At 60.4% G+C, this 12,427-nt stretch carries 14 protein-coding genes, 1 tRNA gene and 1 pseudogene; 9 read left to right on the forward strand and 7 right to left on the reverse strand.

From position 1 onward, the window contains the following. Positions 1–19 precede the first annotated feature (19 nt). From hisF to ACK6BI_RS06210, 6 genes are all read right to left on the reverse strand, one after another. On the reverse strand, positions 20–790 hold the full coding sequence (gene hisF, locus ACK6BI_RS06185) for an imidazole glycerol phosphate synthase subunit HisF (RefSeq protein ID WP_007909211.1): 771 nt from the start codon (positions 788–790) through the stop codon (positions 20–22). A 9-nt stretch (positions 791–799) separates the two neighbouring features. After that, positions 800–1,537 (reverse strand): 1-(5-phosphoribosyl)-5-[(5-phosphoribosylamino)methylideneamino]imidazole-4-carboxamide isomerase, encoded by a 738-nt coding sequence (gene hisA / locus ACK6BI_RS06190; RefSeq protein WP_409316364.1) that lies wholly within the window; start codon positions 1,535–1,537, stop codon positions 800–802. 42 nt (positions 1,538–1,579) lie between these two features. Continuing rightward, positions 1,580–1,837 (reverse strand): DUF2164 domain-containing protein, encoded by a 258-nt coding sequence (locus tag ACK6BI_RS06195; RefSeq protein ID WP_260521850.1) that lies wholly within the window; start codon positions 1,835–1,837, stop codon positions 1,580–1,582. Continuing rightward, a complete protein-coding gene (hisH, locus tag ACK6BI_RS06200; protein ID WP_409316365.1) occupies positions 1,838–2,476 on the reverse strand; it encodes an imidazole glycerol phosphate synthase subunit HisH in 639 nt (212 codons plus the stop codon). Continuing rightward, positions 2,476–3,069: an imidazoleglycerol-phosphate dehydratase HisB gene (gene hisB, locus ACK6BI_RS06205; protein WP_039764670.1), complete on the reverse strand. Its 594-nt coding sequence runs from the start codon at positions 3,067–3,069 to the stop codon at positions 2,476–2,478. The genes hisH and hisB overlap by 1 nt, the downstream gene beginning before the upstream one ends. Before the next feature lie 263 nt (positions 3,070–3,332). Beyond that, on the reverse strand, positions 3,333–4,997 hold the full coding sequence (locus tag ACK6BI_RS06210) for an OFA family MFS transporter (protein ID WP_409316366.1): 1,665 nt from the start codon (positions 4,995–4,997) through the stop codon (positions 3,333–3,335). Positions 4,998–5,351: 354 nt separating this feature from the next. Here ACK6BI_RS06210 and ACK6BI_RS06215 point away from each other — a divergent pair, with 354 nt between their 5' ends. The 5 genes from ACK6BI_RS06215 (at position 5,352) to ACK6BI_RS06235 (ending at position 9,530) form a co-directional block, all read left to right on the forward strand. Next, positions 5,352–7,583: an AsmA family protein gene (locus ACK6BI_RS06215; protein WP_409316367.1), complete on the forward strand. Its 2,232-nt coding sequence runs from the start codon at positions 5,352–5,354 to the stop codon at positions 7,581–7,583. After that, on the forward strand, positions 7,580–8,647 hold the full coding sequence (gene mutY / locus ACK6BI_RS06220; RefSeq protein WP_409316368.1) for an A/G-specific adenine glycosylase: 1,068 nt from the start codon (positions 7,580–7,582) through the stop codon (positions 8,645–8,647). The genes ACK6BI_RS06215 and mutY overlap by 4 nt, the downstream gene beginning before the upstream one ends. Next, positions 8,644–8,916 carry an oxidative damage protection protein gene (locus ACK6BI_RS06225; protein WP_085712761.1) on the forward strand — a complete coding sequence of 91 codons (273 nt, stop codon included), beginning with the start codon at positions 8,644–8,646 and terminating at the stop codon, positions 8,914–8,916. Before mutY ends, ACK6BI_RS06225 begins: the two co-directional genes overlap by 4 nt. Before the next feature lie 91 nt (positions 8,917–9,007). Further along, positions 9,008–9,083 (forward strand) — tRNA-Phe (locus ACK6BI_RS06230). Between the two features lie 135 nt (positions 9,084–9,218). Beyond that, positions 9,219–9,530 carry a hypothetical protein gene (locus tag ACK6BI_RS06235; protein WP_409316369.1) on the forward strand — a complete coding sequence of 104 codons (312 nt, stop codon included), beginning with the start codon at positions 9,219–9,221 and terminating at the stop codon, positions 9,528–9,530. A gap of 42 nt (positions 9,531–9,572) precedes the next feature. Here the strand turns inward: ACK6BI_RS06235 and ACK6BI_RS06240 are convergent, their stop codons facing one another. After that, positions 9,573–10,022 (reverse strand): hypothetical protein, encoded by a 450-nt coding sequence (locus ACK6BI_RS06240; RefSeq protein WP_065257715.1) that lies wholly within the window; start codon positions 10,020–10,022, stop codon positions 9,573–9,575. 156 nt (positions 10,023–10,178) lie between these two features. On the opposite strand from ACK6BI_RS06240, the pseudogene ACK6BI_RS06245 reads away from it, so the two are divergent. The 4 genes and pseudogenes from ACK6BI_RS06245 to ACK6BI_RS06260 form a co-directional block, all read left to right on the forward strand. Continuing rightward, positions 10,179–10,406: pseudogene (locus ACK6BI_RS06245) on the forward strand (DUF1016 N-terminal domain-containing protein); the annotation flags it as partial. Between the two features lie 134 nt (positions 10,407–10,540). Next, positions 10,541–11,515, forward strand: a complete 975-nt coding sequence (locus tag ACK6BI_RS06250; RefSeq protein WP_409316370.1) for an alpha/beta fold hydrolase — start codon at positions 10,541–10,543, stop codon at positions 11,513–11,515. A 31-nt stretch (positions 11,516–11,546) separates the two neighbouring features. Beyond that, positions 11,547–11,960, forward strand: a complete 414-nt coding sequence (locus ACK6BI_RS06255) for a hypothetical protein (RefSeq protein WP_065257718.1) — start codon at positions 11,547–11,549, stop codon at positions 11,958–11,960. A gap of 6 nt (positions 11,961–11,966) precedes the next feature. Then, positions 11,967–12,419: a hypothetical protein gene (locus ACK6BI_RS06260; protein ID WP_260521843.1), complete on the forward strand. Its 453-nt coding sequence runs from the start codon at positions 11,967–11,969 to the stop codon at positions 12,417–12,419. Positions 12,420–12,427 lie beyond the last annotated feature (8 nt).

The following is a 12,427-nucleotide window of genomic DNA, read 5'->3' on the forward strand; positions in this document are numbered from 1 at the left end:
GCCTGTATGGTTTTGCGGCCTAGCGCATCACGATGCCGCGCTTGGCCATATAGGCCTTGGCTTCCTGCACGGTGTACTCGCCGAAGTGGAAAATACTCGCCGCCAGTACGGCACTGGCGTGACCTTCGAGGATGCCGTCAGCCAGATGCTGCAGATTGCCGACGCCGCCGGAAGCGATCACCGGAATACCCAGCGCATCGCTGATGGCGCGGGTCACGCCCAGGTCGAAGCCGTTTTTCATGCCGTCCTGATCCATGCTGGTCAGGAGGATTTCACCGGCACCCAGGCCTTCCATTTTTTTCGCCCACTCGACCGCGTCGAGACCGGTCGGCTTGCGGCCACCGTGGGTAAAGATTTCCCAGCGCGGGGTTTCGCCCGGGCCGGACACCTTCTTCGCGTCGATGGCGACGACGATGCATTGCGAGCCGAAGTGCTGCGCCGCCTCGCCGACGAACTCGGGGTTGAACACGGCAGCGGTGTTGATCGACACCTTGTCCGCACCGGCATTGAGCAGGTTGCGGATGTCCTGCACGGTACGCACGCCACCGCCGACAGTCAGTGGAATGAACACCTGGCTGGCCATACGCTCGACGGTATGCAGCGTGGTGTCACGGCCATCGACACTGGCGGTGATATCGAGAAAGGTAATCTCGTCGGCACCCTGCTCGTCGTAGCGACGGGCGATTTCCACCGGGTCGCCGGCGTCACGGATGTTTTCGAACTTCACGCCCTTGACGACCCGGCCGTTGTCCACGTCCAGGCAAGGGATGATGCGTTTGGCCAGTGCCATGGTCAGTCCTCAGCCTTGGTACGAGTCGCAGAAAGCTTGCGCTTGGGCGACGTCGAGAGTGCCTTCGTAGATCGCCCGGCCAGTGATGGCGCCGATGATGCCCGGCGCCTTGGCGTCGAGCAGCGACTTGATGTCACCCAGGTTGTGAATGCCGCCGGAGGCGATCACCGGGATTTTGGTGGCGGCAGCGAGTGCGGCGGTGAACGGTACGTTGCAGCCCTGCATCATGCCGTCTTTGGCGATATCGGTATAAACGATCGAGGACACGCCGTCGGCTTCAAACTGTTTGGCCAGGTCGATGACCTGCACCTGGCTGATCTCGGCCCAGCCGTCGGTGGCGACAAAACCGTCTTTTGCATCGAGGCCGACGATGATCTTGCCCGGGAATGCACGGCAGGCTTCAGAAACGAACGCAGGCTCTTTGACAGCCTTGGTGCCGATGATCACGTAGCTCACACCCGCCTTGACATAGTGCTCGATGGTTTCCAGCGAACGGATGCCGCCGCCGATCTGGATCGGCAGGGTCGGGTAGCGCTTGGCAATCGCGGTCACCACTTCGCCGTTGACCGGCTGACCTTCGAAAGCGCCATTCAGATCGACCAGATGCAGACGACGGCAACCGCCTTCCACCCACTTGGCAGCCATGCTCACCGGGTCATCGGAGAACACTGTGGAATCTTCCATGCGGCCCTGGCGCAGACGTACGCAGGCACCGTCTTTGAGATCGATAGCGGGAATAATCAGCATCTGGCAAACCTTCAAATTTGAATGTTCAGCTTGGCTCGGAAATCAGTTTTTTTCGAGCGCCCACAGGTCGCTTTCGATGCTTTCAAACCGCTCCTTGAGCTGGGCCTGCACATCGAATATCGCCCTGTTGTAATAGTGCGGAGCAATTTCACGGGTAAACAGCTCAAGAATTTCCGCCGCCTCGAACGAACCCAGGTCCAGTTCGAATCGATCCGCCATGAACCGCTGGATCTTGCGGTTGGCGTCGCTTTCCTGCTCCGGCGTGAGGGTCAGGATCGGCGGTTTCTTCCTGGCGGCCATTTACCAGCGACCGTCCCACGCTGCGAAGTTCTGCAGCAATTGAAGGCCATGTGTATGGCTCTTCTCCGGGTGGAACTGCACGGCGAAACGCGAACCTTCAGCCAGCGCCGCAGCGAAATCTACGCCGTAATGACCCCGGCCAACCACTTGGCGCGGGTTACCGGCGGCGATGTAATAGCTGTGCACGAAGTAGAAACGCGCCAGGTCCGGAATGTTGTGCCACAGCGGGTGATCCACCGACTGCTTCACTTCATTCCAGCCCATGTGCGGGACTTTCAGGTGCTCGCCGTCTTCATGCAGGTCTTTGCCGAAGAACTTCACCGCACCCGGGAACAGGCCGATGCAGTCGACGCCGTCGTTTTCTTCGCTGGTGTCGAGCAAAGCTTGCATGCCGACGCAGATGCCGAGGAACGGGCGATCCTGGCTGACTTCACGTACCAGCGAGTCGAAGCCCAGACGACGGATCTCCGCCATGCAATCGCGAATCGCGCCGACACCGGGGAAAACCACGCGGTCGGCTTCGCGGATAACGTCCGCATCGCTGGTGATCAGCACCTTGCCGGCGCCAACGTGCTCGAGGGCCTTGGCCACCGAGTGCAGGTTGCCCATGCCGTAATCGATGACTGCTACCGTCTGCATCACAGCACGCCCTTGGTCGAAGGCATCTGGCCGGCCATGCGCTCATCCAGCTCGACGGCCATGCGCAGTGCGCGGCCGAAAGCCTTGAACACGGTTTCGATCTGGTGGTGAGTGTTGGTGCCGCGCAGGTTGTCGATGTGCAGGCTGACCAGCGCGTGGTTGACGAAACCCTGGAAGAACTCCTGGAACAGGTCCACGTCGAAACCGCCAACGGTGGCGCGGGTGTACGGCACGTGCATCTGCAGGCCCGGACGGCCGGAGAAGTCGATCACTACACGCGACAGCGCTTCATCGAGCGGAACGTAGGCGTGGCCGTAGCGGCGGATGCCTTTCTTGTCGCCGATGGCTTGCGCGAAGGCCTGGCCGAGGGTGATACCGACGTCTTCCACGGTATGGTGGTCGTCGATATGCAGATCGCCCTTGCATTGGATATCCAGGTCGATCAACCCGTGACGGGCGATCTGGTCCAGCATGTGCTCAAGAAAAGGAACACCGATATCGAATCGGGCCTTTCCGGTGCCATCAAGGTTGATCGAGGCTTTGATCTGGGTTTCCAGAGTGTCGCGCTCGACAGACGCCTTACGTTCGGCCATCACCAGCTCCGCAAAATCATTGGGCGAAAAAGGCAGCCATTATAGGGGCGCGGAGCGCAAACAGAAACACGAGACGTGATATGGCAGACGGACAGAAGCCCGTACTGTCGGGGATAGACATGTCCATACAAGATATTTCGGACAGCCCGAAACAACTGTGGGAGCGAGCTTGCTCGCGAAAGCGGTGGGTCAACCAACAGTGATGTCGACTGACCGGACGCCTTCGCGGGCAAGCCCGCTCCCACAGGGTTACTGCGTTTTACTTAGTGGAACAGAACCGCCGTCTTCTGCAGGGTCACCCACACCCCCCACGCCAACGGAATCCCTACCACCAGCCACGCAGCGATCGCCAACGGCTTGCTGCCCGGCGCGGCTTTCCACTCAAGCACGGTGCTGCTGTCGGCACCTTTGTCGTGGCCCAGCGCCTGCTCGGCGGCCAGTTCGGCGTCGGTCATGAAGTACTTGTCCGCCACCGGGCGCACCATCAGGTTGCACAGGAAACCCAGCACCAGCAGGCCGGCGAGGATGTACAGGGTGATGTCGTAAGCGGCGGCACGTTCGACACCGATGCTCAACTGATACTCACGCAGGTAGTTCACCAGCACCGGACCCAGGACGCCAGCGGCAGCCCAGGCGGTCAGCAGGCGACCGTGGATCGCACCGACCATTTGCGTGCCGAACAGGTCGGCCAGATAGGCCGGAACGGTTGCAAAGCCACCACCGTACATCGACAGGATGATGCAGAAGGCCGCCACGAACAGTGCAACGTTGCCCAGATGACCGAGGTTCGGGATCAGCGCGTACAGCGCAAAACCCAGCGCGAAGAATACGAAGTAAGTGTTCTTGCGACCCAGGTAGTCCGAGAACGAGGCCCAGAAGAACCGACCGCCGATGTTGAACAGGCTCAGCAGACCCGTGAAGCCCGCCGCAATCGCTGCGATCGAGGCCAGTTGGCCGGCGTCCAGTTGACCGAATGGCAGATCATTGCCCAGCAGCTTGCCGCCGAACACTTCCTGCAATAGCGGCGAAGCCATGCCGAGGATGCCGATACCGGCGGACACGTTCAGGCACAGCACCAGCCAAACCAGACGGAACTGCGGGGTTTTCCACGCCACATTCACGTGAACGTGACGGTGGGTGATCATCGCATTCGAGGCTTTTTTCGCCGGCGCGGTCCAGCCTTCAGGCTTCCAGCCGGTTGGCGGCACGCGGTAAGCCAGTGCACCACCAATCATGAACACGAAGTAGATCGCGGCCATGGCCACGAAGCTCTGCCATACGCCCACGCCAGTCGGCGAAGCGAAATGGCTCATCAGTGCGGTTGCCAGTGGAGCACCAACCATCGCGCCACCACCGAAACCCATGATCGCCATGCCGGTGGCCATGCCGCGCTTGTCCGGGAACCACTTGATCAGGGTCGATACTGGCGAAATGTAGCCCAGACCCAGACCGATGCCGCCGATCACGCCGGAGCCGATCCACATCAGCCAGATCTGGTGGGTATAGATGCCCAGCGCGGAAATCAGCAGACCGCCACACCAGCACAGTGCCGATACCACACCGGCCTTGCGTGGCCCGGCGTGTTCGAGCCAGCCACCCCAGATCGCTGCCGAGCAGCCGAGGAAGATGAAGAACAGGGTGTAGATCCAGCCGAGCATGGAGATCGGCCAGTCGCATTGCGACGAGAAAACCTGTGCAATGAAGCTCATGTCCGGCGCACAAGCCACCGGCGCCGTAACGCCCAGCGCCTTGGACAGCGGCAGCCAGAACACCGAAAAGCCATAGGCCATGCCGATGCACAGGTGAATGGCCAGAGCGGCCGGTGGAACCAGCCAGCGGTTGAAACCGGGCCTGGCGATGATGCGCTCCTTGGACAGGAACGCAGGCTGGGCGGCGCTGAGGCCGTCCGCCGTGATGCTCGTGCTCATTGTGTATCCCCCAATTATTAGTATGCGTTCGTCAGCCACTGCTCACCCCCGGCCTTTATGCACGCAGGCATGACCGTGTTGGTGGGTGGAGCTCCTTGAAGCGCGACCAAAAGTCGCAGAGGGACGGACGAACGGGCGAAGGTTACCATCTGCAGGTGACAGAAAAACCAAACTGATATCACCTTTTTCGAGTCATCTGATCTCATCCGACCGGGGAACCCTCCTGTCGACCGTTGTCGAAGCGCTGCACGCCGCGGCTAGCCGGGCTCCTCGGGATACCGCACCAGCACGGGGTCAGGCAGCGCTATACTCCCCGGCTAAATTACGAATTCGACTAACTACAAGGACTCGCCCATGAAAGCGTTCGGCAAAATCCTGGGTCTGGTAATTCTCGGGCTGTTGCTGATCATTGTGGCGGCGGGCTTCGCCCTGACCCACTTCTTCGATCCCAACGACTACAAAAACGAGATCCGCCAGATAGCCCGCGACAAGGCCCACATCGAGCTGACGCTCAATGGCGATATCGGCTGGAGCCTGTTCCCGTGGCTCGGCCTGGAATTGCATGAGGCCAGCGTCGCCACGCTGATCAAGCCTGACGAACCGTATGCCGATCTTCAGATGCTTGGCCTGTCCGTGCGCGTGCTGCCGCTGCTGCGCCGCGAAGTGCAGATGAGCGATGTGCGCGTCGAAGGCCTGAACCTGCGCCTGAACCGTGACAAGAACGGCCACGGCAACTGGGAAGACATCGGCAAGCTGCCGACTGCCGCTCCTGCACCGGGCAGCACCCCGCCGGTCGCCGCTGGCGAACCGGTCGTTGAAACACCCGCCCAGCCGGAAAAGCCGCCGCAGCCGATCCGGCTCGACATCGACAGCCTGACCGTCAACAACGCCAGGGTTGAATACAACGACGAGCAGACCGGCAAGCAGTTCAGCGCCGAAAGCATCCAGTTGAGTACCGGTGCGGTACACGATTCGACCAATATTCCATTGAAAGCCACGGCGTTCCTTAGCACCAATCAGCCTGTATTGCGAGTGCGCACCGAGCTCAATGGCGAGCTTCGCATCGAGCGCGCCCTGCAACGCTACAAGTTCGAAGACCTGAAGCTGTCCGGCGAACTGACCGGCGATCCGCTGCAGGGCAAAGCCATGACGTTCTCCGCCCAGGGGCAGATGTTGCTCGACAAGGCCGCCAACGTCGCCGAATGGACCGGGATCAAGATCTCCGCCAACCAGTTGCGTGCCCTGGGCGAGCTGAAGGCCAACGATCTGGACAAGACTCCGCAGATCACTGGTGCGATTTCCATCGCCCAGTTCGATCTGGCCAAGTTCGTCGACAGCATCGGCCAGACTCTGCCGGCCATGGCCGAGGGCAGCCTGAGCAAGGTCGAGCTGGTCAGCCGTGTCGCTGCCACACCGACCAGCCTGGCGCTGGACAACATCAACCTGAAACTCGACGACAGCAGCTTCAGCGGCCGCATCGCCGTCGAAGACTTTGCCAAACAATCATTGCGGGCGATCCTCAAGGCCGACACCTTCAACGTCGACCGCTACCTGCCGCCGAAATCGGAAAAAGCCGCCAGCGCCACCCAGGCGCGCCAGACCGAAGTCGCCAGCACCGAAGCCGATGCCATGGCCGGCGCCGGCAGCACCCCGCTACCGGACAAGCCGAGCAAAAGCGCCTGGAGCACCGAACGCCTGTTCCCGGTGGAGCGCCTGAGCAAACTGGACGTGAACGCCGACCTGACCTTTGGCCAGTTGACTCTCGACAAACTGCCGATCCAGAACGCCGCACTGAAAGCCACTGGCCAGGGCGGCCTGCTGACCCTGGAGAACCTGCGCGGCGAACTGTACAACGGCGACTTCGAAGCCAAAGGCACCCTCGATGTACGCCCGAGTGCACCGCTGTTGAACCTGCAAACCCGGATCAACCGCGTGCCGGTGGAAAAAATCCTCGAAAGCCAGGGCAAGAATCCGCCGGTCAAAGGCCTGGTGAACCTCACCAGCACCGTCACCGGTAGCGGCAACAGCCAGCAGGCGCTGATCGACACCCTCAACGGCAACGCCAGTTTCGTGATCAACAACGGCGTATTGCTCAATGCCAACCTTGAACAACAACTGTGCAAAGGCATCGCCACCCTCAACCGCAAATCCCTGAGCGGCGAGCCACGAGGCAAGGACACGCCGTTCCAGGAACTCAAGGGCAACCTGACCTTCCACAACGGTGTGGCCAACAACCCGGACTTGAAAGTGCGCATCCCGGGCATGACCGTCAACGGTGACGGCGACATCGACCTCAAAGTGCTGGGCATGGACTACCGTGTCGGCATCATCGTCGAAGGCGACACCAGCGCCATGCCGGACCCGGCCTGTCAGGTCGGCGAGAAATTCGTCGGCATCGAATGGCCGCTGCGCTGCCGCGGCCCGCTGGAACTCGGCGCCAAGGCATGCCGTGTGGACAACGAGCGACTGGGCCAGGTCGCAACCAAAATGGCCGGTGACAAGCTCAGCGAAAAAATCGACGAGAAACTGGGCGACAAAGTCAGCCCTGAACTGAAAAACGCATTGAAGGGGCTGTTCAAGCGATGAGAGCGGAGCAGTTTTCCACGGCGGTGCTGGAATGGTTCGACCGCCACGGCCGCCATGATTTGCCCTGGCAACAGAACATCAACCCTTATCGGGTTTGGGTCTCTGAAATCATGTTGCAGCAGACCCAGGTCAGCACCGTGCTCAATTACTTCGACCGGTTCATGGCCGCGTTGCCGACGGTCGAGGCTTTGGCCGAAGCGCCGGAGGACGAAGTGCTGCACCTGTGGACGGGCCTGGGTTACTACACCCGCGCGCGCAATCTGCAGAAGACCGCGAAGATCGTCGTCAGCCAGTACGGCGGCGAGTTTCCCCGCGATGTCGAGAAGCTCACGGACTTGCCGGGCATCGGCCTGTCCACCGCCGGCGCAATCGCCAGCATCAGCATGGGCCTGCGGGCGCCGATCCTCGACGGCAACGTCAAACGGGTGCTGGCGCGTTTCACCGCGCAAGAAGGCTATCCGGGCGAGCCGAAGGTCGCCAAACAGCTGTGGGCCAACGCAGAGCGCTTCACGCCGCAGGACAGGGTCAACGCCTATACCCAGGCGATGATGGATCTGGGTGCAACGCTCTGCACCCGCAGCAAGCCGAGCTGCCTGTTGTGTCCGCTGAAAAAGGGCTGCGAAGCACACCTGCTCGGCCTGGAGACCCGCTATCCGATCCCCAAGCCGCGCAAGGCCATTCCGCAGAAACGCACGCTGATGCCGCTGCTGGCCAACGAGGATGGCGCGATTCTGCTTTATCGCCGCCCGTCCAGCGGTTTGTGGGGCGGTTTGTGGAGCCTGCCGGAACTCGACGATCTCGACGACCTGCAACACCTCGCCGCGCAGCACTCGCTGGAACTGGGCGAGCAGCAGGCGCTACCGAGCCTCGTCCACACCTTCAGCCACTTCCAGTTGTCCATCGAACCCTGGCTGGTCCAGGTACAGGAAGCCGGCGGTCACGTGGCCGAGGCCGACTGGCTCTGGTATAACCTCGCCACCCCGCCGCGCCTGGGCCTCGCCGCCCCGGTCAAGACCTTGCTCGAACGCGCGGCCGCCGCCTTGAATGCAGGAGAGTCGACATGACCCGCACCGTAATGTGCCGCAAGTACAAAGAACAACTCGAAGGTCTGGAGCGCCCACCGTACCCGGGCGCCAAAGGCCAGGACATCTTCGAACACGTTTCGGCAAAGGCCTGGGCCGACTGGCAGAAACACCAGACCCTGCTGATCAACGAAAAACGCCTGAACATGATGAACGCCGAAGACCGCAAATATCTGCAGGGCGAAATGGACAAGTACTTCTCCGGCGAGGAATACGCCCAGGCCGAAGGCTACGTTCCGCCGGCCGAATAACCCCCGGTTTTCGTAAGCGACGGAATTAATTTAAGAAATTTTAAAAAAGTCGTTGACGTAAATCCGAAAAACCCTTTTAATGCGCCCCGTTGCCCAGATAGCTCAGTCGGTAGAGCAGGGGATTGAAAATCCCCGTGTCGGCGGTTCGATTCCGTCTCTGGGCACCAAATACCGAAACCCTGAATCGCAAGATTCAGGGTTTTTTTATGCCTGCGATTTGATCACGGCCGGATGCCGTGCTTCGCGCAGGCCGCCATTCGCGATACTTTGCCCAGCCCTTACGGAAGAGGGTCATCACGTCGATGAACCAGAAACGAACCCGTGTCCCCCTGCCCCATCCGCCACCTTATCGGCAGAGCCGGATTTCATTCTGGCTGACTGTTCTCGTCGGACTGTTGCTGACGTTCGCCATTGGCGCGTCGATTTACGTGATCATCGACAGCCTGATCAGCGGCTCGATCACCACATCCCATCGTGGCCCGCGCACAACCTGGTTACGTGACCTGCAACCACGCAGATACTGGTTCGAAGTCATATGGCAAAGCCTTTGCACTCTCTTGCTATTGGCGGCCTCGTTGATCGGATTACGGATCTGCCTGAAAGTGCGCAAGTGATCGAAAAGGACGGGACTCAACCCAATCCCGTCCCCGTCGAGGCTATTGATGCCAGTCCCAGTGAAACACCAGATTGCTGGCCCCGCCGCTGCCGACATTGGCAACGTCCCGGCGCACCTCGCCGTTGCGGGTGGCGACCACCGTGTACTTGCCCGGTGGCAACTGTGCGTAAACCAGAGGCCCGATCTGACTCAGGTTCAGCACCGGTTGCCCCGTGGCCTTCTGGACAACCAGATCGACGTCCGAGGTGTAGAGGTTTTGCGCCCCTACCGCGAAGGTCATGTGCAGGTTGTAACCGGCGGACTGTTGAATGGCCCGCGACTCGTCCAGACCGATCCCGCCGGACAGGTAGTTGATCCCGTTTTGCTGTTGCTGCTGGACTTGCACGCCGGCACTGTCGATCGGCTCGACACTGTTGGCCTGGGCCATGAGCGGAAACATCAGAATCGCCACAGCGGCGACGGGCAACATGAATGAAGTGACGCGTTTCATGATGAGTACTCCCGGGTTCTCGCAGAACCCAATCGTTACTCCTGTTTAGATTTTGCGATGCGGGGCAGGTTTTAGATTGTTTGGGAGTTGTCTTGGCTGCGAAAAGGACTACGCGTTGTATTCCCCAATCATTGCAGTCCTGGGTCAGATCCCGCTCAAGCATTTCCAATTCGTGACGCACTGCGTCACGAATTGAACTGGCCCCATTATGGCCGCTTGATACAGGTGGAAAGCGAAACGGCTCGCGAGTGGTACATGAACGAATCCGCCTCGCAAAACTGGTCCAGCCGCGCTCTGGATCGACAGATCAACACTCTCTACTAGGAGCGGCTGCTGCTGAGTCAAGACAAGGCTGAAGTTTTTGAAGAGGCAGCGAGCAACATCGCGCGGAACTGAATCGTGAACAGCTTCAACTCGAAGAGCGCCTGTGTAATCAGTCGAGTGAATAAACACCGACGGATTGTTCACCAGAGCTGCCGAGACTATCGTTGGCAGCTACTTCGCGAAGGTCGAGAGCCATGGGTTTTCAAGAGACGCACGCACTGGAAAATGCTCAGAACAGAGTCACCCTCACAAGCGACGTTCAGGACGAACCCTTCCACGAGCCCGCCGCCGATGGTTATCCCCTTGGCGGCTTCAGCTGGCGCCATGCATTGCCCGACCCGCTTCGTTCAGTGGTCATCATTAACGCCGCTACCTCGGTGCGCTGCCGTCACTATTCGCGCTTTGCGGCGTACCTGTTCGCCAATGGCTTCGACGTGATGATTTATGACTACCGGGGCATCGGCGAGTCTCGCCCCAAGTCGATGAAGCGGCTGCAGGCGTCATGGACGGATTGGGGCGCACTGGATTTCGAGGCGATGCTCAAACGCGCACAGCGTGAGTTCCCCGGTCAGCCGATCGATGTGGTCGGCCACAGTTTCGGCGGTTGCGCGGCAGGACTGGGGGCTTCCGGGCAGGCAATCCGACGACTGGTAACTGTCGGTGCACAGTTCGCTTACTGGCGCGATTACGCCCCGGAACACCGTTGGCGGATGTTCGGCAAATGGCACCTGCTGATGCCGCTGCTGACACTGTTCTGCGGTTACTTTCCCGGAAAGCGACTCGGCTGGCTGGAAGATACCCCTGCCGGCGTCGTACGCGACTGGAGCACGCCTGCCGCAAGTTATGAGCGACGTCCGAGCGGTCGGGCGCTGCTGGTGAAAAATGGCCACCTGCCTTTCGCCAACGTTCGTGCAGACACCCTGGCGATCAGCATCAGTGACGATCCTTACGGGACCATTGCGGCGACCAACCGCCTGCTCGATTACTTCCACAACGCACCAAAGACCCATCTGCGACTCGAACCACGGGACATCGGCGAACAGGAAGTCGGACATTTCGCCTTTTTTCGCAGCGCATACCAAGCCACACTATGGCCCATCGCGCTGACCTGGCTGCAGACCGGCGCACTGACCTGCGACACACCCGGGCGGCAGATACCGCGCAGCTGAGTCCCCTCCAACGCATCACGGAACACACACCATGGCTTCTGCCAACAAGCAGCAAAAACGCGCCGCAAGGGCCAAGACCAAGGCCAAACAGAACCGCACCAAACGCGCCGAGGCACCGGTCGAGCTGGATCCGAACGACGAGCGCATCGATTTCGAAGCGGTGGACCTGACGGAACTGTTCAAGAAAATGATCGACGCTGCAAAAATCAGCCAGCAGGCCATGTGCACGGCGTTCCTCGAAGATCCGCTGCTGGAGCTGGTCTTCGAACAGGAAGGCGAGGAAGGCGCCATGGATTTCATCCTCGCAGCCCTGATCGAGTACCGTCAGTGGTCCACCGAAACCGACGAAGCCGGCGCTCTGGCGTGGATCGAATCACCTGACTTCCAGAAAGACTATGTGGCCGCGTCCGACGCGATCGCCGCACAAACCCAACACAAAGACTGAGTTCCCATGGCATCCCTGAACAAGCAACAGAAACGCGCCAAACGCGCCAAGGCCAAGGCCAAGCACATCCGCATCGCCGGCCGCAGACCGCTGCCCCAGGACGACGATCTCGGTCATCTGGCCGAACCGATTCCGGAATACACCCTGGCGATGTTCAGCAAGATGCGCGACGCCGAAGCCGTCAGCCGCAACGACATGCTGCTGACGCTGCTGCGGGAGCTGGCGTTCATCATCGTTGATCACCCTGAACTGCTGGACATGGAAAACGCCGAAGACGAAGGCATGGCCGCCACTCACCTGGCTGCCGACATGCTGATCGATTACCGCATGTGGGCCGACGGCATGGATCGCGAAACCGCCCAGGCCTGGCTGAGCGAGCCGCAGTTCATCACTGATTTCGGCAATGCTCTGGACACCTATGGCCAGTCGCGAGAAGAACAGGAAGAAAAGAGCGAATAAACCTCGCC

The sequence above is a fragment of the Pseudomonas sp. KCJK9016 genome (genome assembly GCF_046231795.1).
In the GTDB taxonomy this organism is placed as follows: Bacteria; Pseudomonadota; Gammaproteobacteria; order Pseudomonadales; family Pseudomonadaceae; genus Aquipseudomonas; species Aquipseudomonas bananamidigenes.